Genomic DNA, 18,092 nt, shown 5'->3' on the forward strand with positions numbered 1-18,092 from the left:
CTGATCAGATCGATGGTTTAGTTGTTGGAGAAAAGCTGGTCGTATCCGCATCCAAGCAGAAGCCAGCCTGGACTTTCGTCCTGATCGACGAGCAATCTGATTTCTTTCTTACCCACCGCCTTGCGATAGTCGACGCCGTGCCAGTGCAACTTCTCCCGCATCGCCACCGTGCCGCTGTCCTCATGCATGTCGCCGATGCGAGCTGCCCATTGGTTTGCCGTGTCGATTTCCTGGCCTACCGGTGCAGGAATGGCGAGCAGCATCTCACGTGGCGAAACGAGTGAAACGAGATTCGACGTCGCGCCCCACGCGGTAATCGGCTTCCTGGTTTGCCATGCGAGATCTACGCCCTTGGGCCGTGAGGGCAGACTCACGAAATCCGGTACGCCGTTGCTATCCATCCGGTCGATAAAACGCTGGATTTGCCGTGCATCGAGTTTGCACTCGACGAAGCCCGCGATCGTTTTCATGTCGGAGACCGATTGCGCATGGGCGAGTGGTGTCATGGCGACGCAGCAGACTACGATCGACAGAGTCAAAAAGTGTTTCATTGGCGGCTTACCTGAATTTGCAGTCGGTCGCAGCGGGATAGGTCGTCGAGTACGCACCGAAGCAATGCAGCGTCACTTTCTGACCGATTCGAGGACGGACCTTGTCGGCGCTCGCTTTGTCGGCAAAGCTCACGCGCACTGCCGTGTCGGGATCGTCACCAAGCTTTCCGACCACGTCGTCATCCGTGAGGCCTGATTCCAGTGAGAGAAGCTTGCCTGTCAACGCGAGCGGCTTGTCGGTAAACTTCGAGGCCGCGTCCGACTCGCTGTCGTACTGCGAAGCCATCGCGGCCGCGGTGATCTTCAGTTCGGCCGCACCGGATGCCGTCGAGGCGATGAAGAGGGCGAGCGCCAAGAACATCGTTTTTTTCATGTCGAGTACGAGAGGGGTCGAGTGGAGGTCGATCGGTGCGGCATCAAACAATGCCTTTGAGCGCGGGCACTGCGCCGCGGGCGGATTGCGCGATCGAACTGATTTCCTTCGCGGCGCTGGCGACCTGACTGGCTTGTGATAACCCTGCGCTCGCACCGGCGGGTAGCGCCTTGGTGAGTGCGTTTTGGGCAAGCCCCATGGCCTGGCCTTTCGCCATCGCGGCGAGGCCGCTGGCGCCTTGTGAAGCCGTACCAGCCAGGCTGGCCAGTTGCGACGCGCTGCTTGTGGCGGAACTCATGGCGCCGCCTGCCGTGCTCATTGCGCTCGTTGCGGCGCCGGCCGCTGAGCCTGCGCCTCCGGCCGCGCCAGGCAAGAAGGACGCCATTTGCGCTGCGGATGCCGCATCGCCCGACACGCTGAGTGGCTCGGGCGGCCATTTGATGCTCTTGAAATAGTTGGCCGGCTGCGACGGATCGCGCGGATCGTTGCCGAACTGCACCTGTGCCACGCCTGGCGGCAAGCCGCTCACGGTCATGCGGCCGTTAGCATCAAGGGCGCCTTGGCGCAGCATCCCGCCGTTTGCATCGAGTACGGAAAATTGGCCACCTTTGACGGGCTCACCGTTCGCGTATTGATGGAGCAGGTCAAGTTGCCCTGGCTGATCGGGGCGCGCCGCCGGCAGCGGGTATCCTTGGCTCGTCGGACCATTGAAGCTGTGCTGCGCACCTTTGACATCGATTTTGCCCGGCGCGTGAATATCGATGTTGCCGCCTGAGATGCGGATGTACGCGCCACCGCTCGTCAACAGGATTTCCTGATCGGCGGCGACCTCGATTTTTTCGGTGGCCGAGAGCAATCGGAATGTTTTCTGCGCGGTGAATTCCACATTGTCGGACTGCGCTTTGATCTCGACTTTTCCCTTGGCCGCGAAGAACTTCATGCCCGCGTTCTGCACGAACAGGCTGATCTTTTCGCCCACGCTCGCTAGCAGCGATTTGCCGGTCGCGATGTGCGTGCTCTGGCCGCTGACCAGATTGACGTGCTCGTTCGCCGCGATGTGGCTCGACTTCTGCGTCGACATGGCGATGCCGGCCGGTGTCGCGAACAGCAGGATCGGTTCCCTGAACGTGTTCGCGTTGCCCGTGCCGCCGCCTGCTGTGTTGCCGCTGCTGCTGCCGGTGGCTCCGGATACGCTGTTCCGGGTGGCGTCGGTGAATGACTTCAGTGAGTTGTAACCGTCTTTCAGGCTCCCGGCCTGGTGCGTTTCGCTCGCCTGGCTCAGCGACTCGATCACGCTCTCCGAATTGACCAGTTGGCTGTTTGCGTCGCGTACGTCCAGAGGTTGGCTCGATGCGCCCGTTGTCGGATGCGTCGATACGACCATGCCCTGTGCGGCCCTGATCGCGCCATACGCGTCTGACTTGAGATCGAAGCCGCTGCCCAGATACTCGCCGCGCGCGTTGCCGCTTTGCGCAATCAGATAACCCAGGTGCAACTGCGCATTCGTGCTGCTGCTGTAAAGCTGCACGCGATTCTGACCGGTGGCGTCGTCCATCACCATCTGGTTGTAGCCGCTGCCCTGGTACTCCTTCGACTTGTAGCCCGACAGGATGCCGTTCGAATGCCAGTCCGGCTTCTTGGCACCGTTGTACACGCGACCGGTGACGATCGGCTTGTCGCAGTCGTTATCGAGGAACGACACGATCACTTCTTCGCCGACGCGCGGTACGTGCACCGCGCCATAGCTACCGCCAGTGTCGGACTGCGCGACCCGCATCCAGCATGACGCGTTTTCATCGCCGTCGTTGAGACGATCCCAGTGCATCAGGACTTTGATGCGGTTCAGCGGGTCCGTGTACACCTCTTCATTCGCCGGACCGACAACGGTCGCGGTTTGCATCGACATTTCGGGCTTGTGATGCTCGAACGGACTGCGGAACGGGATGGTTTTGCGTTGCGCCTCGACGGCGGCCATGAAGAAGCCTTCGCTGCCGTCGCTGGCTTTGACGGTCAGCGCGGCGTCCGCGCTGTGTGCGGCACGCGCTGCGGCGACCGCGCCTTTCAGGCTGTGCGGGAAGTCTGTCGTCCCGCCTGAAACGGGCAGGTTGTTCTCGATGACCCAGTCGAGCGCAATGACCGCGAACTGGCGCTCCTGTTCGCTGCCCGTGCTGTGGTCGGGGTGATCCTGCAGTTCGAACCAGCGGCCCGCGTCAATGCGGCGTACTGCGCCCACGCCGTGGAAGCGCTTTGCGCGCGATTCCCATTCTTCCATTCGGACCCTGGCGAGCTGGTCGCCACGGTCCTGCTTGCCGTAGGTGTAGGCGCCGGTGTACTCGTACACCTCGGCCTGCTGCGGCAGCTCGCCCTGTGTGGCGAGCGTCGGGATCGTCGTGCTCTTGGGATTGGCCGGTGCCGACGGAGCCTTGTAGTCGAACGTGCGGGTCGTGAGCGTCGTGCTCTGTAGCGTGCGCGTGCCGCTCCATTGCACGAAGGCGTCGGTTTCGCTGTTCGTGCCTGAGCGGTAAAAGTCGACCGCCTGCGGCGAGAGTGCCGGGAGGCTGCCGATGTCGTCCGTGATGACCAGCGTGTGCGATTTACCATCCGTGGCCTGCTCGAAATAACCGAACAGGCCTTCGGTTTCCATCAGCCGGTGACAGAAAGTCCAGTCGTCCTCGTATTGCACGCAGAATGAACGCTGCGGCAGGGTATTTCGTAAAGCAAAGCGGAATGCACCCTGCGCCTGGGGGTGCATATTGAATACGTCGGTGATGATTTCATCGGCCGGTTTATCCTGCCAGATTCGTGCATCTTTTCTGAAACGCAGGAAATGCATCCACGACACAAACCCGATCTGATAACTGGTCAGCGCGCTGTCCGAGCCCAGACGGCGCGCTGTATGGACATAACCGTGATGCGGGGCGTACGACTGGTCGGCTTGCTGGATCCACAGCGTGACGGGCTGGGCAATCAGCTTCTTGAGTTCGATATTGTCGTTGGTGGAAACGGTGTCCAGCGTGAATTCGTAATCACGGCCCAGACGTGAATGGCCCACCAGTCTTTGCGGCAACAGGACATTTGCGCCCAATGGCGTGTCCAGTTTCAGCAGACGGTCGCTTTGCAACAATCCGCCTTTTATCGCCGTGATTAAGTCCTGTGCCCCCATACCGCCTCTTATTTACGCAATTGCGCCCCCGCGCTGTCGCGCAATAATACAAAAGATTAGCGGGTTAGCGCAATCAAGATGGTTGGTGCAATTGTTAATTCGGAATTTATTGCGGATTTATTTAATGCTGATTAGGTAACGGAAAAATATCCCGGATTAAAAGAGAGGAATGGGGTTGGGCGCTTATTTATCGATGCCCGCGCACACTTACCATGCCAACGCGAATGCGGCTTGGTCGAACTATCAAGAAAAAAGACCCATAAGCTTCTTAGCTTATGGGTCTCAGATTTTCAGGCTATGCGTTCAGCTACAGATCAAACATCAATATTCCCCGCCCGCAACGCATTCGACTCAATAAACGCTCTCCGCGGCTCCACATCATCGCCCATGAGCGTCGTAAAGATCCCATCAGCCGCAATAGCATCCTCAATCTGCACACGAAGCAAACGACGCACGGTCGGATCCATCGTCGTTTCCCAAAGCTGCCCAGGATTCATCTCCCCGAGCCCCTTATAGCGCTGCTTGGAAATATTGCGCTCAGCATCAGCCAGCAACCACTTCATGGCACTCTTGAAGTCGGTAACAGCCATACTCCGCTCACCGCGCTTAATCACCGCCCCAGCCTGGATCAACCCCTTAAACGTATTAGCCGTATTAAGCAGCTGTCGATAATCCGCAGTCAGTTGAAACTCTTCATCCAGCACAAAAATCTTCTGATTCCCGTGATGCGACCGCGCGACGCGCAACGAGCGCAGCTCACGCACTTCGTCATACATCGTCGTCACGCGAACTTCAGGCTTCAGCGGTTCATCGCGCAACTTCGCTTCCATAGCCTGAGCCGAAGCCTCGGCCGCTTCCTCGCTGGACAGGTCCATCACGACCCCATCCATCACCGCCTCAAGCGCGCCAGCGTCATACAACCGGCTCAACCGATTCACCACCGCCTGCGCGAGCAAATAAGCACGAGCCAACTCACCCAGCGCATCGCCAGTAATCGGCGTAGCGCCTTCAGCCGGCACCAGTTCCGAGCCCTGCAACGCCAGCTTCAAGATATGAGCATTAACCTCGGACTCATCCTTCAAATACCGCTCATCCTTACCCGCCTTGATCTTGAACAGCGGTGGTTGCGCGATATAAATAAAACCACGCTCGATCATCTCCGGCATTTGACGATAGAAGAACGTCAGCAACAGCGTTCGAATATGCGCGCCGTCCACGTCAGCATCGGTCATGATGATGATGCGGTGATAACGCAGCTTCTCCAGGTTGTAATCGTCTTTGCCGATCCCACAACCCAGCGCGGTAATCAGCGTGACGATCTGTTCCGAAGAAATCAGCTTATCGAACCGCGCTTTTTCAACGTTCAGCACCTTGCCGCGCAGCGGCAAAATCGCCTGAAACTTCCGATCACGACCCTGCTTCGCCGAGCCACCTGCCGAGTCACCCTCGACGATATAAATCTCGGACTTCGCCGGATCCTTCTCCTGGCAATCCGCGAGCTTCCCGGGCAAGCCAACGCCGTCGAGCACGCCCTTACGACGCGTCATTTCCCGCGCCTTGCGAGCCGCATCCCGCGCGCGAGCCGCGTCGACGATCTTGCCGACAATGATCTTCGCGTCATTCGGCGTTTCGAGCAGGTACTCTTCGAGCGCCTTCGCAACCACATCTTCCACCGGCGCGCGCACTTCCGACGAAACCAGCTTGTCTTTCGTTTGCGCGCTGAACTTCGGCTCCGGCACCTTCACCGACAACACGCACGACAACCCTTCGCGCATATCGTCACCCGACGTCTCGACCTTCGCCTTCTTCGCGATGTCGTGATCGTTGATGTATTTGTTCAGCACGCGCGTCATTGCCGCACGCAACCCGGTCAGGTGCGAACCACCGTCGCGCTGCGGAATGTTATTGGTGAAGCACAGCACGTTTTCGTTGTAGCTGTCGTTCCACTGCATGGCGACTTCAACGGCAATGCCGTCTTTCTCGCCGCTCACATGGAAAATATTCGGGTGCAGCACAGCCTTGTTCTTGTTGATGTACTCAACAAAACCCTTCACGCCGCCCACGAACGCGAAATCTTCTTCCTTACCCGAACGCTGATCCGTCAAACGAATCCGCACACCGTTATTCAGGAACGACAGTTCGCGAATCCGCTTGGCCAGTATGTCGTAGTGATATTCGACGTTGCCGAAAATCGTCTCATCAGCGAGGAAGTGCACTTCGGTACCGCGGTTCTCGGTATCGCCCACCACCTGAATCGGCGAGACGGCCACACCATCGATTTCTTCGATAATGCGGTTCTGCGGCACACCACGGTGAAACTCCATGAAGTGCTTCTTGCCGTCGCGGCGAATCACGAGACGCAACCACGCCGACAGCGCGTTCACGCACGACACACCCACGCCGTGCAAACCACCGGATACCTTGTAGCTGTTCTGGTCGAACTTGCCGCCGGCGTGCAGCTCCGTCATCACGATTTCAGCGGCGCTGCGCTTCGGATCGTGTTTGTCGTCCATCTTCAGACCGGTCGGCACGCCGCGGCCGTTGTCGGTGATCGAAATGGAGTTATCCGCGTGAATGATCACCTGGATGTCGTTGCAATGCCCGGCCAATGCTTCGTCGATCGAGTTGTCGAGCACCTCGAACACGAGGTGATGCAAACCGGTGCCATCCGATGTATCCCCGATGTACATCCCCGGCCGCTTGCGCACCGCCTCCAGACCTTCGAGGATCTGAATGGACGAGGCGCCGTAGCTGTTGTCGGGTTGCGTATTGTTCGTTTCAGTCATGGATTTTTTCCGGTTCTGCGTTACTGCAAGGTTGCTGCTCGGGACTTTTCAAAACACCATAAAAACGCCAAAGGGGCACTGCGCCCCTTGGTGTCTTCTCGGTATTGGACGCGTTAGATGCGCATCGGCATCACTACGTATTTGAACTCGTCGTTCTCGGGAATCGTGATCAACGCGCTGGAGCTGGCGTCGCCCAGGCTCACTTGCAACATGTCGACCTTCAGGTTCGCGAGCACGTCGAGCAGATACGTGACGTTGAACCCGATATCGACGCTGTCGCCGTCGTACGCGATTTCCAGTTCTTCCTGCGCCTCTTCCTGATCGGCGTTGGTCGACATGATCTTCAACTGACCCGGCTCGATAATGCAGCGCACGCCCTTGAATTTGTCCGACGTCAAAATCGCGGCGCGTTGCAGCGAGCGCTGCAGTTCTTCACGGCCGATCAAAAATTGATTCTTGTGCGACTTCGGAATCACGCGCTGGAAGTCCGGGAATTTGCCTTCCACCAGTTTCGACACCAGTTCGACCTGGCCGAACGTGAACTTCACCTGCGTTTGCGCGATGTCGATCTTCAGCGTGTCGTCGATGTCTTCCAGCAAACGCTGCAATTCCAGAATCGTCTTGCGCGGAATGATCACTTCCTGACGCGCGAACGTGCCTTCGATCTTCATCGACGAGAACGCCAGGCGGTGGCCGTCGGTTGCGACTGCCATCAGCTGGTCGCCATCCACCACCAGCAGCATGCCGTTCAGGTAATAGCGAATGTCCTGCTGGGCCATCGAAAAATGGACCATGCCGAGCAACTGGCGGAACGCCTTCTGGGGAACCACGAGGTTCGCGCCGTAGTCTTTAGCTTGCGCGACCGTCGGAAATTCGTCTGCGGCGAGCGTTTGCAGCGCAAAACGGCTCTTGCCGGATTGCACGGTCAGACGCTTGTCGTTCAGCGTGAGCGTGACTTGCCCGTCGGGCATGGCGCGCAGAATGTCGAGGAGCTTTCTTGCTGCCACCGTGGTCGCCACCGAATCGCCGCCCACGCCGAAATCGGCACGCGTGGTGATCTGCAACTCGAGGTCGGTGGACAGGAACGACACGTCAGGGCCGTTCTTGGTAATCAGCAAATTGGCGAGGATCGGCAACGTATGGCGGCGTTCGACGATGCCGCTCACGGTTTGCAGCGGCCTGAGGAGGTTATCGCGTTCGGTCTTGACCAGTTGCATAGAGTTCCTTCGTTGATATAACGGCCTGCGCGCCTTGCCAGGCAAGCGTTCCAGCTCACAGCCGTGGCCCCCCGCCGGCGCCACGCAGCACCTGCCACAGCGTGAAATCCGCCCGCGGCCGCCGGGCGGTTAAACCTGTATTGTGCCTGAAAACAGAACCGCCTCACTAAAATGGGGGCGAGTTTGGAAATAAACAGGTCGTTTTTCCCAGTCGACTTGCTTAGCCCTTCAGCGTCTGCTCCAGCACGTGCAATTCGTGGTTCAGTTGCGCGTCCTTGCTGCGCTCGTCGGCGATCTTGCGCACTGCGTGCAGCACCGTGGTGTGGTCGCGCCCGCCGAACAGTTCGCCGATTTCCGGCAAGCTCTTCTGCGTCAGCTCCTTCGCCAGATACATCGCGATCTGCCGCGGCCGCGCGATGTTCGCCGGACGCTTCTTCGAATACATGTCCGCGACCTTGATGCTGTAGAAGTCCGCGACCGTCTTCTGGATGTTTTCCACCGAAATCTGGCGGTTCTGCACCGTCAGCAGGTCTTTCAGTGCTTCCTTGGTCAATTCGATCGTGATTTCGCGGCCGTGGAACTTCGAATACGCGAGGATCTTGCGCAGCGCGCCTTCCAGCTCACGCACGTTCGAGCGCAAGTGTTTCGCGACGAAGAACGCGACGTCTTCATTCAGGCTCACGAACTCCGATTGCGCCTTGCGCATCAGGATCGCGACGCGCATTTCCAGCTCGGGCGGCTCGATCGCCACCGTCAGACCGGAGTCGAAGCGCGAGATCAGGCGGTCGTCGATGCCCGAGATTTCCTTCGGATACGTGTCGCTGGTGATAATCACCTGCGCCTTGTTCGCGACCAACGCCTCGAACGCGTAGAAGAATTCCTCTTGTGTGCGCGACTTGCCCGAGAAGAATTGAATATCGTCGATTAGCAGCAGGTCGAGCGAGTGGTAGTAGCGCTTGAAATCGTCGAAGGCCTTGCGCTGGTACGCCTTCACCACGTCGGACACATACTGTTCTGCGTGGATGTAGCGAATCCGCGCGCCGGCCTTGTCCATCAGAAGCTGGTTGCCGATCGCGTGAATCAGGTGGGTCTTGCCAAGGCCGACGCCGCCATACAGGAACAGCGGGTTGTACGAGATGCCTGGATTGTCCGCGACCTGAATCGCCGCGGCGCGCGCCAACTGGTTGGCCTTACCGGTCACGAAGTTGTCGAAGGTCAGCACCGGGTTGAGCTTCGAGCGCTCGTACATCGAGTCGTTTTCGCCATTGCCGTTCGAGCTCGCGCTCTGGCCCGGACGCCACGTGCGACGGGCGGCCGCGGCTTCGTTCGCGTCGAGGCTGGGCAGATCGAGGTCGGCGGCGTCTTCGGCGGCGGCCGATGCCGCGCGCGCGTTCGCATGCTGCTGCGCGGCGGCGTTCACGCCGCCAGCGCGCGCGGCATGCGCCGCTTGCACGGCGCCGACGGCCGCGTCGACTGCAGCGCCACCGCCAGAATTACCGCCCATCGGCGCGGATGATGCTGAAACAGGGCGCGTCGAACCCGGCGACGACGTGGCCTGCGGCGCCCGCATGCCGGCTTTCGGGTCCAACACGAACTGTACGTCGACCGGGGCTTGCCAGAAATCGCGGGCCATATCCGCGATGCGGCCGGAGAACTGGCTCTTGACCCAGTCGAGCTTGAAGCGGTTCGGCGCGGCAATGCTAAGCGTGTTCGCAGCGGCGTCGAAGGCGACCGGGGCCAACGGTTTGATCCACGTCACGTACTGCTGGGGCGTAAGCTCACGCTCCAGCAATGCGGAACAGTGTTGCCAGAAATCGTTCATCGAGTTGCTGTCGTTATGGTGTGCACGGCGGTCGCCGCTGCCCCTGTCGCGTGCGCGCAACAAGGCCCTGAGCAGCCAGGCGTAACGGCTCCAGGCGCTTGTGCCACAAGGGTTTGCGGGGCAAGCGAGCCGGAGCGGCGTGCAGGATTTTTGGGAAGTAAGGCGAGATTCTAACGCCAAATGCTACCCGGAAGGGAGTTATCCACAGGGACGGATCATCCGCCCGAGCCAGCGGCGTCGCAGGCCGGCGAGCGCTAAACTATTGACGGCCAACAGAAAACCGGTTTAAATAGCGGGTTCCGCGAAAACCAATTCTGTAAACCTCCGGCCATTGCCGCTTCAGCGATGATCGTGCGGTTATTTTTCGATCAGTCGATCAAGTGAGAGCAACATGAAACGTACTTACCAACCTTCCGTTACCCGTCGCAAGCGCACCCACGGCTTCCGCGTTCGCATGAAGACCGCAGGCGGCCGCAAGGTCATCAACGCACGTCGCGCGAAGGGCCGCAAGCGCCTCGCCATCTAAGGTTGGCGAGCGGATTGCACGCTCTGTCTGTGCCAACTGGCGAAGCCCGCGGTAATGCGGGAACGGCTGGGGCGACGCAACTGGGCTCGCTTCCGTTGCGAGCGCAAGCCGCCTTCCCCAAAGCCGCAAGGCTACTGAAAACGGATGAATTTTCATCCGTTTTTCGTTTGCGCCCGTGGCGCCGCACCGCGCACTTTGTGGTGTACGGCCGGCCCACCGGCAACGACGCACGTCTTGGCCTCGTGATCGGCAAGAAGTACGCGCCGCGCGCGGCCACGCGTAATCTGGTACGTCGAATCGCGCGCGATGCCTTCCGGCTGCGGCGCGCGGAATTCGGCGGTTGGGATGTGCTGCTGCGTTTGCACACGCGCTTCGACAAAAAAGCTTTGCCGAGCGCTTCGTCGCCGCCATTGAAGGCGCTGTGCCGCAGCGAAATCGAGGCGTTGCTCGACAAGGCAGCGCGCGAAATTGTCCGTCGCCAGGCGCCGCCCGCGGAAGCGCCCCAAACGGAATGACGCTCAAGTGACTGCCCGTTGCGCCGCTTTGCGGCTCCCGTAGCCTTGCTGCGCGGGCATCACCCGGACCTCCACGTTGCGCGGCGCAGTGAGCCGCACCAGCCATGCAAACGGTACTTTTCGCTTTATTGCGTTTCTACAAGATTGCCGTGAGCCCAATACTCGGCAACCGGTGCCGTTTTTACCCTTCCTGCTCTGATTACGCGCGCGAAGCAATCCAGTATCATGGCGCCGCGCGCGGGACTTATCTCGCCGCCAGGCGTATTTGCCGTTGCCACCCGTTTTCCGCGGGCGGCATCGATCTCGTCCCGCCTCCCACTTCTGAAAAGCGCTGACGCGCCGTTCCATCGACACTGAGACAACGCATGGATATCAAACGCACCGTCCTATGGGTCATCTTTTTCATGTCAGCGGTCATGCTGTTCGACAACTGGCAACGCGACCACGGACGCCCGTCGATGTTCTTCCCGAGCGCGACGCCGACGCACACCGTCGGTAGCGCCGAACCGGGAACCACGACGCCGGGAACCCAGCCCGCCGATTTGCCGGCCACGAACGCAGCGGCTCCGGGCAACGCGCCGGCCGCCGCGCAATCGCAACTCATCAAGTTCAGCACCGACGTCTATAACGGCGAGATCGACACCCGCGGCGGCACGCTGTCGAAGTTGTCGCTCGTGAAGCAAGGCGACGGCAAGACGCCGGATCTGGTGATCACGCTGTTCGACCGCACCGCGAACCATACGTATCTGGCGCGCACGGGTCTGCTCGGCGGCGATTTCCCGAACCACAACGACATCTACACGCCGCTGCCGAACCAGCCGCACGATCTGACGGGCGACGAAAAATCGTTCCAGCTCAGCTTCGAATCGCCGGTGAAGGGTGGCGTGAAGGTCATCAAGACCTACACGTTCACGCGTGGCAGCTATGTGATCGGCGTCGACACGAAGATCCAGAACGTCGGCACCGCACCGGTGACGCCGTCGGTCTATATGGAACTGGTGCGTGACGATCAGCCGGTGGAAACGCCGCGCTTCTCGCACACGTTCATCGGGCCGGCTGTCTACACCGACCAGCATCACTTCCAGAAGATGACGTTCAGCGACATCGACAAGAACAAGCAGGATTACGCGACCGCGGCCGACAACGGCTGGATCGCGATGGTCCAACACTACTTCGCGTCAGCCTGGATTCCGCAGCAGGGCGTGAAGCGCGACATTTACGTCGAGAAGATCGATCCGGCGCTGTATCGCGTCGGCGTGAAGGAACCGGTGGCCACGATTGCCCCGGGTCAAACGGTCGACGTCTCCGCGCGCCTGTTCGCCGGTCCGGAAGAAGAGCGCATGCTCGAAGGCATCGCGCCGGGTCTGGAACTGGTCAAGGACTACGGTTGGGTCACGATCATCGCGAAGCCGCTGTTCTGGCTGCTCGAGAAGATCCATAGCTATGTCGGCAACTGGGGCTGGTCGATCGTGCTGCTCACGCTGCTGATCAAGGCGGTGTTCTTCCCGCTGTCGGCCGCGAGCTATAAGTCGATGGCGCGCATGAAGGCGATCACGCCGCGCATGCAAGCGCTGCGCGAACGCTTCAAGGGCGATCCGCAGAAGATGAACTCGGCGCTGATGGAGTTGTACAAGACCGAGAAGGTCAATCCGTTCGGCGGCTGTCTGCCGGTCGTCATCCAGATTCCGGTGTTCATCTCGCTGTACTGGGTGCTGCTGTCGTCGGTGGAAATGCGCGGCGCGCCGTGGATTCTGTGGATTCACGATCTGTCGCAACAGGACCCGTTCTTCATCCTGCCGGTGCTGATGGCCGTGTCGATGTTCCTGCAAACGCGTCTGAACCCGACGCCGCCGGACCCAGTTCAGGCCAAGATGATGATGTTCATGCCGATCGCGTTCTCGGTTATGTTCTTCTTCTTCCCTGCCGGTCTGGTGCTGTACTACGTGGTGAACAACGTGCTGTCGATCGCCCAGCAGTACTACATCACGCGGATGATGGGTCAGTCGAAGACGAAAGCGGCCTGAGATCGGGTCTGATGGCGGGCGGTAATGCGCTCGCTGTCCACAAGACCGATTCACGCCGACGCAAGCTGTTCGCGGTACTGAAAACCGCAGCAACGCGTAAAAAAACAAAGCCGCCCGGAGCAACCCGGGCGGCTTTTTTCATGGTCAACGCGTTAGCGTTCGGCCGGCGAACGCCGCGGCTATTCGCCCGCCGTATCCTCGCCGTAAAAGCGCACAATCATTTCTTCCACGAGGAATCGGTCCTTCGGCGTAAGCGATTCGATCTTCGACGCCAACTCGATCGTTTCAGGTGAAGGCGGATACTTTTCGCCCCGCGCGAGCGGCCTGGCATTCGCGCCCGGCGCCGGTCCGTAATGGAGCCAATGCTCCTTCACGTTCAGCCATTCGGCCAGCATGCGCAGCTTGTCCGGCTTCGGAATCGTCGCGCCCGACAGCCACTTGTGGGCGGCTTGCGTCGTAACCGGACGCTCGCCGTGATAACGAAGATTAAACTGTTCGGCGAGTTTGGTCCCGCCGCGAATTTTCAGCGGTTCTAGCAGGTCACGCAGCCTCTTGGCAAAGGCCGCTTTCTCTTGTTTGGTCGGCATGGACCAGATTGTGCAATTCAGCGTCTAACCAGTTGACAACCATGCAGGCTATGATTTAGCGTATTTGAGATAGATTTAGCTTGTATCCCGTGTCGCACCAGCCGTTTCGCAGAATTCAAATTTTTTGATTTTTCTTTGTGTGGCGGGCGTATCGATGGCATAGCCGTCGCAAGAAATCTTAATCAGTCTCACGAATTGCAGTAACAATCCTAGCTTAGTTAGGATAAATCTGAATCGCTGGAAAAAATGGTGCCCGAGTCGCGAAGAGTCTAGCCAAGGCCAGCCACACCACTCGTCCCCGGCAACGCGCACTAAGTCCCACCCTGCCCCTCTTCCGCGTCCTCACCGTAAAACCGCACAATCATCTCCTCAACCAGAAAGCGGTCCTTCGGATTCAGCGCGCCGATCTTGGAAGCCAGTTCGATGACTTCAGGCGACGGTGGATATTTCTCGTCACGTGCGAGCGGCTTCGCGGCCATGCCCGGCGACGGTCCATAGCGAAGCCAATGTTCGGTCACCAGCAACCACTCGGCCAACGTGCGCAATTTGTCGGGCATCGGAATGGTGGTGCCCGAGTGCCACTTATGCGCAGTTTGCGGCGTGACCGGTTCGCCACGATAGTGTTTGTTGAATTCCTTGGCGAGTTTCGTCCCACCGCGGATCTTGAGCGGTTCCAGCAGGCCCTTCAGCCTCTTGGCGAAGGCGGCTTTTTCTTGTTTGGTCGGCATGCGCCGGATTGTGCAATTCGGCGTCCGATCTGTTGACAACCCCGCGAGCTATGCCGTGGCGTAATTGAGATAAATTTAGCTTGTCCGCCGCTCCGTGCAGCGCGTTCCGTCGATTTCAACTCTTTTGATCTTTTCTTTATTGGGTGGCCTTCTAGCGCATTCGGCCGACCTACGCGATCCCAATTACTCTCAAAAACTACAGACGCATTCCTAGCTTATTTAAGATAAATCCCACTCAGCGGGATAAGTGATTGAGGAGACGCGCCGCCGAACCGGCAAGCCGCCCGCCGTCAACGCGGGCAAACGCTCGCGTTACAATGCCTCGCGCCGCGTCGGCCCACGCTAAGTCGCGCCGCCCTTCCCCCGTTTTTAGCCAAACCCGCCATGCTCACCACCGATTCCGATCCCATCGTCGCCATTGCCACCGCGCCCGGTCGAGGCGGCATCGGCGTCGTGCGGATATCGTTCGGTCGCGCGGCGGAAGCGGCGGCTCAGCCGCTCATGCAGGCGCTCACCGGCCAGTTGCTCGCCCCGCGCCACGCGAGCTACGTGCCGTTTCTCGACGGCGGCGACAACGTGCTCGACCGCGGCATCGCGCTGTACTTTCCGGCGCCGCATTCGTACACCGGCGAACACGTGCTCGAACTACAAGGCCACGGCGGTCCGGTCGTGCTGCAACTCGTGTTGCAGCGCTGCGTCGACGCCGGCCGCGCGTTCGGCCTGCGTCTCGCGGAGCCGGGCGAATTCACGCGCCGTGCCTTCCTCAACGACAAGCTGGATCTGGCGCAGGCCGAAGCCGTCGCCGATCTGATCGAGGCCAGCACCGAAGCCGCCGCGCGTTCGGCTGGCCGCTCGCTAGACGGCGCGTTTTCACGCGACATCCACGCGCTGGTCGAAGACGTGATTACGCTGCGCATGCTGGTCGAAGCCACGCTCGACTTTCCCGAAGAAGAAATCGACTTCCTCGAAGCCGCCGACGCCCGCGGCAAGCTCACCCGGATTCGCGAACGCCTTGCGCACGTGTTGAGCGAAGCGCGCCAGGGCGCGCTGCTGCGCGAGGGCTTGTCGGTGGTGCTGGCGGGACAGCCGAACGTCGGCAAGTCGTCGTTGCTGAACGCGCTGGCCGGCGCGGAACTGGCGATCGTCACGCCGATCGCCGGCACGACACGAGACAAGGTCGCGCAGACCATCCAGATCGAAGGCATTCCGCTGCACGTGATCGACACGGCGGGTCTGCGCGATACCGAGGACGAAGTCGAAAAGATCGGCATTGCGCGCACTTGGGGCGAAATCGAGCGCGCGGACGTGGTGTTGCATCTGCTCGATGCGCGCATCGGCATGACAGCCGAAGACGAAACGATCGCCGCCCGCTTCCCAGTTGGCGTGCCGGTGGTGCGCGTGCTGAACAAGACCGACCTGACCGGCCTCGCGCCGGCAGCCCAAGCACTCGATGCCGACGCCGAGCTTAGCGAGGTGCGTCTGTCGGCGAAACAGGGCGATGGCGTGGCGCTGCTGCGCGACGAGCTGCTGAGGATCGCCGGCTGGCAAGCGGGCGCGGAGAGCGTCTACCTGGCGCGCGAACGGCATCTGATCGCCCTGCGTTCCGCCGAGGAGCATCTCGCGACGGCGGCCGCGCATGCGGATCAGAACTCGCAGGCGTTGGATCTGTTTGCTGAAGAACTGCGGCTCGCCCAGGATCAGCTGAATTCGATTACGGGTGAATTCAGTTCGGACGATCTGCTTGGAGTGATTTTCAGCAGGTTCTGTATTGGGAAGTAGAGAGCGCTTGGGGTTTTGGGATAGATTAATGTAATCCTCGTTGAAAAAAGGCTTATTAGATCATCGCCACATGCCGTCCCGCTAACTTGAACCCATCTTTTGTGGTGCCAAAAAACCGCTAATCTTTGGTACACAGTGAGAATAAGCGCTAAAATCCCGCTGCCTAAGTACCCGCGATCCCAGCATGCCCCGACTCGCCGTCCCGCTCACCGAAAGCCAGATTCGCGCGCTCGAACCGCGCGCCACCCGCTATTGCGTTGCGGACGGCAACGGCCTCGTCATCGAAGTCATGACGACCGGCACCAAGGTCTGGCGCTTCCGCTATTCGCTGAACGGCCGCCGCCAGCCGCTCGCCACGATCGGCGACTATCGGATGATTTCGCTGCGTGTCGCGCGCGCCAAGGCGCAGAAGTATGCGGAGATGGTCGCGCAAGGCGTCTCACCGGTCGCGACGGCGCGCCGGGACCGCGGCGCCGAAAGCAAGGCCGACGTGTTGCGCGAAGCCGCCGAGCTGTATCTGGCAACGGAAATGGCGGGCAAATCAGCCGAATATCGCCGCACCACCCGTCGCGCGCTCGACAAGGACGTGTTGCCGGCCATCGGCGGCATGGCCATCAAAGCAGTAACCGCGGACGACGTCGTCGCGATCTGCGAGCGCATCAAAAGTCGTGGTTCGCCGAAAATGGCGCTGCACACGCGCAACGTGATCAAGCGCCTCTACGCCTATCTGATCGCCCGGCAACTCGCGACCAGCAACCCGGCCGAAGTCGTTCCGGCGCGCTCCATCGCCACCTTCGACAGCCGCACCCGCGTGCTTTCCGGCGGCGAGATCGGCGCCATGCTGCGCGCTATCGACGCGTCGAACATTCGCCGGCCGCTGAAACTGGCGCTGCATCTGCTGGTGCTGACCATGGCCCGCAAATCGGATCTGGTGGAGTCGCGCTGGGACGAATTCGATCTGGACCGCGCACGCTGGACGATCCCGGCTACACGTCTGAACAAAGAGCAGGACCAACGGGTGCATCTGTCGCGTCAGGCCGTGTCGATGCTCCGCGAGCTTCAGCAAGCCAGGGCGAGCCGACACTTTGTATTCCCGAGCGTCAGGGGCGGCGACAAACCCATCGCGAAAAGCACGCTGAATCAGGCGGTCAAAGCGTTGGGGCTGGAGGTGGAGCATTTCGTCCTGCACGACTTCCGGCGCACGGCCGCAGCCCATTTGCGGAACATGACACACTCGACTGACGCGCGAGATGAAACCGCCGGCCAGGACGCGGACCAAGAAGATGTCGCAGAGCAGCGTGAACGAGTGCAGAGCTGGGCAGACTTCGTCGATTCGCAAATCGAGGAGAGCCGGAAAGCAATGGTGAGCAGCGTCTAGCGATTGGCGCTTCCCGCTCGACACCCGCTTCAAGAACCTGTGACGAGGCGGTTTTTCGGTACACAAGACCCAAACTAACCGACTCAACTCATTGCCATAAAAAGAAAATCAGCGTCTTCACCGGGTTTCCAAAGGTGAGGAGAATAAGACGCCTCCAGACACATCACGTCGCCCTTCTCTCCCGCGATTCATCGCCTAAACTGAAAGTCCGACGCAACCCGATACGGGGGCTCCCATGTCTGAATCGTTGTTGGCTTATTTGCTGGGACCCGCTGTCATGCTGCTGGTCGGCGTGGTTATCTGGGCAGCGTCCCACTATCACCACAAGACCAAGCCGCCAAGGTTCGAGCGCTGGCTCGATACGCACTACGCGGAGTGGCTGCATCACCGGCACTGAGCGGCCTATGCAACAAAAAGCCGTCGCTTCACAAGGCGACGGCTTTTTTAATGGTTGTGACCCGTCCTGAAATAAGTTGACACCTGATCCTGCGGGAAGAAGGAGAGTCAATTGGAAACGGGTTCGAAGCGAACGCAGCGTGATTACACGTTGGCTTTTAAACTGTCGGTGGTCGAGCAGGTAGAAAAAGGCGAACTGAGCTACAAGGATGCCCAGCGTCGTTACGGGATACAGGGACGTTCGACC

15 protein-coding genes and 1 pseudogene are annotated in these 18,092 nt (G+C 60.0%); 8 read left to right on the forward strand and 8 right to left on the reverse strand.

Annotated elements, in window-relative coordinates; translation table 11 throughout:
* Window positions 1-17: 17 nt before the first annotated feature.
* The 6 genes from B0G83_RS34095 to dnaA all read right to left on the reverse strand — a co-directional run bounded on the left by B0G83_RS34095 (window position 18) and on the right by dnaA (window position 9,912).
* The gene (locus tag B0G83_RS34095) at window positions 18-551 is read right to left on the reverse strand and encodes a hypothetical protein (RefSeq protein ID WP_146120333.1); all 534 of its coding nucleotides are present in this window, start codon (window positions 549-551) and stop codon (window positions 18-20) included.
* 7 nt (window positions 552-558) lie between these two features.
* Entirely contained in the window at window positions 559-924 is a 366-nt protein-coding gene (locus B0G83_RS34100) for a hypothetical protein (RefSeq protein ID WP_105511718.1), read from the reverse strand.
* A 43-nt stretch (window positions 925-967) separates the two neighbouring features.
* On the reverse strand, window positions 968-4,087 hold the full coding sequence (locus B0G83_RS34105; protein WP_105511719.1) for a type VI secretion system Vgr family protein: 3,120 nt from the start codon (window positions 4,085-4,087) through the stop codon (window positions 968-970).
* 314 nt (window positions 4,088-4,401) lie between these two features.
* Window positions 4,402-6,873, reverse strand: coding sequence for a DNA topoisomerase (ATP-hydrolyzing) subunit B (gene gyrB / locus B0G83_RS34110; protein WP_105511720.1), 2,472 nt, complete (start codon window positions 6,871-6,873; stop codon window positions 4,402-4,404).
* Window positions 6,874-6,986: 113 nt separating this feature from the next.
* On the reverse strand, window positions 6,987-8,090 hold the full coding sequence (gene dnaN / locus B0G83_RS34120) for a DNA polymerase III subunit beta (protein ID WP_105511721.1): 1,104 nt from the start codon (window positions 8,088-8,090) through the stop codon (window positions 6,987-6,989).
* A gap of 220 nt (window positions 8,091-8,310) precedes the next feature.
* A complete protein-coding gene (gene dnaA / locus B0G83_RS34125; protein ID WP_219849054.1) occupies window positions 8,311-9,912 on the reverse strand; it encodes a chromosomal replication initiator protein DnaA in 1,602 nt (533 codons plus the stop codon).
* A 391-nt stretch (window positions 9,913-10,303) separates the two neighbouring features.
* Between dnaA and rpmH the strand changes: the two genes are divergently transcribed.
* The 4 genes from rpmH (at window position 10,304) to yidC (ending at window position 12,977) form a co-directional block, all read left to right on the forward strand.
* The gene (rpmH, locus tag B0G83_RS34130; RefSeq protein ID WP_004198824.1) at window positions 10,304-10,438 is read left to right on the forward strand and encodes a 50S ribosomal protein L34; all 135 of its coding nucleotides are present in this window, start codon (window positions 10,304-10,306) and stop codon (window positions 10,436-10,438) included.
* A 29-nt stretch (window positions 10,439-10,467) separates the two neighbouring features.
* On the forward strand, window positions 10,468-10,953 hold the full coding sequence (locus B0G83_RS34135; protein WP_105511723.1) for a ribonuclease P protein component: 486 nt from the start codon (window positions 10,468-10,470) through the stop codon (window positions 10,951-10,953).
* A 104-nt stretch (window positions 10,954-11,057) separates the two neighbouring features.
* Window positions 11,058-11,288 carry a membrane protein insertion efficiency factor YidD gene (gene yidD, locus B0G83_RS34140; protein ID WP_105511724.1) on the forward strand — a complete coding sequence of 77 codons (231 nt, stop codon included), beginning with the start codon at window positions 11,058-11,060 and terminating at the stop codon, window positions 11,286-11,288.
* Between the two features lie 30 nt (window positions 11,289-11,318).
* The gene (gene yidC / locus B0G83_RS34145) at window positions 11,319-12,977 is read left to right on the forward strand and encodes a membrane protein insertase YidC (RefSeq protein ID WP_105511725.1); all 1,659 of its coding nucleotides are present in this window, start codon (window positions 11,319-11,321) and stop codon (window positions 12,975-12,977) included.
* 179 nt (window positions 12,978-13,156) lie between these two features.
* Here yidC and B0G83_RS34150 read toward each other — a convergent pair whose 3' ends face one another.
* Both B0G83_RS34150 and B0G83_RS34155 read right to left on the reverse strand, forming a co-directional pair.
* Window positions 13,157-13,564, reverse strand: a complete 408-nt coding sequence (locus tag B0G83_RS34150; RefSeq protein ID WP_105511726.1) for a transcriptional regulator — start codon at window positions 13,562-13,564, stop codon at window positions 13,157-13,159.
* Between the two features lie 311 nt (window positions 13,565-13,875).
* Window positions 13,876-14,292, reverse strand: coding sequence for a transcriptional regulator (locus tag B0G83_RS34155; protein ID WP_105511727.1), 417 nt, complete (start codon window positions 14,290-14,292; stop codon window positions 13,876-13,878).
* Between the two features lie 384 nt (window positions 14,293-14,676).
* Here B0G83_RS34155 and mnmE point away from each other — a divergent pair, with 384 nt between their 5' ends.
* The 4 genes and pseudogenes from mnmE to B0G83_RS34170 form a co-directional block, all read left to right on the forward strand.
* Window positions 14,677-16,071, forward strand: coding sequence for a tRNA uridine-5-carboxymethylaminomethyl(34) synthesis GTPase MnmE (mnmE, locus tag B0G83_RS34160; RefSeq protein WP_105511728.1), 1,395 nt, complete (start codon window positions 14,677-14,679; stop codon window positions 16,069-16,071).
* Between the two features lie 184 nt (window positions 16,072-16,255).
* Complete coding sequence (locus B0G83_RS34165) at window positions 16,256-17,449, forward strand: integrase arm-type DNA-binding domain-containing protein (RefSeq protein WP_105511729.1); 1,194 nt, start codon at window positions 16,256-16,258, stop codon at window positions 17,447-17,449.
* Window positions 17,450-17,684: 235 nt separating this feature from the next.
* Window positions 17,685-17,846, forward strand: coding sequence for a hypothetical protein (locus B0G83_RS38810; protein WP_181157156.1), 162 nt, complete (start codon window positions 17,685-17,687; stop codon window positions 17,844-17,846).
* 111 nt (window positions 17,847-17,957) lie between these two features.
* Window positions 17,958-18,092 (forward strand): annotated as a pseudogene (locus B0G83_RS34170) (IS3 family transposase); the annotation flags it as partial.

The organism is Paraburkholderia sp. BL21I4N1 (genome assembly GCF_002973525.1).
Taxonomy (GTDB): Bacteria; Pseudomonadota; Gammaproteobacteria; order Burkholderiales; family Burkholderiaceae; genus Paraburkholderia.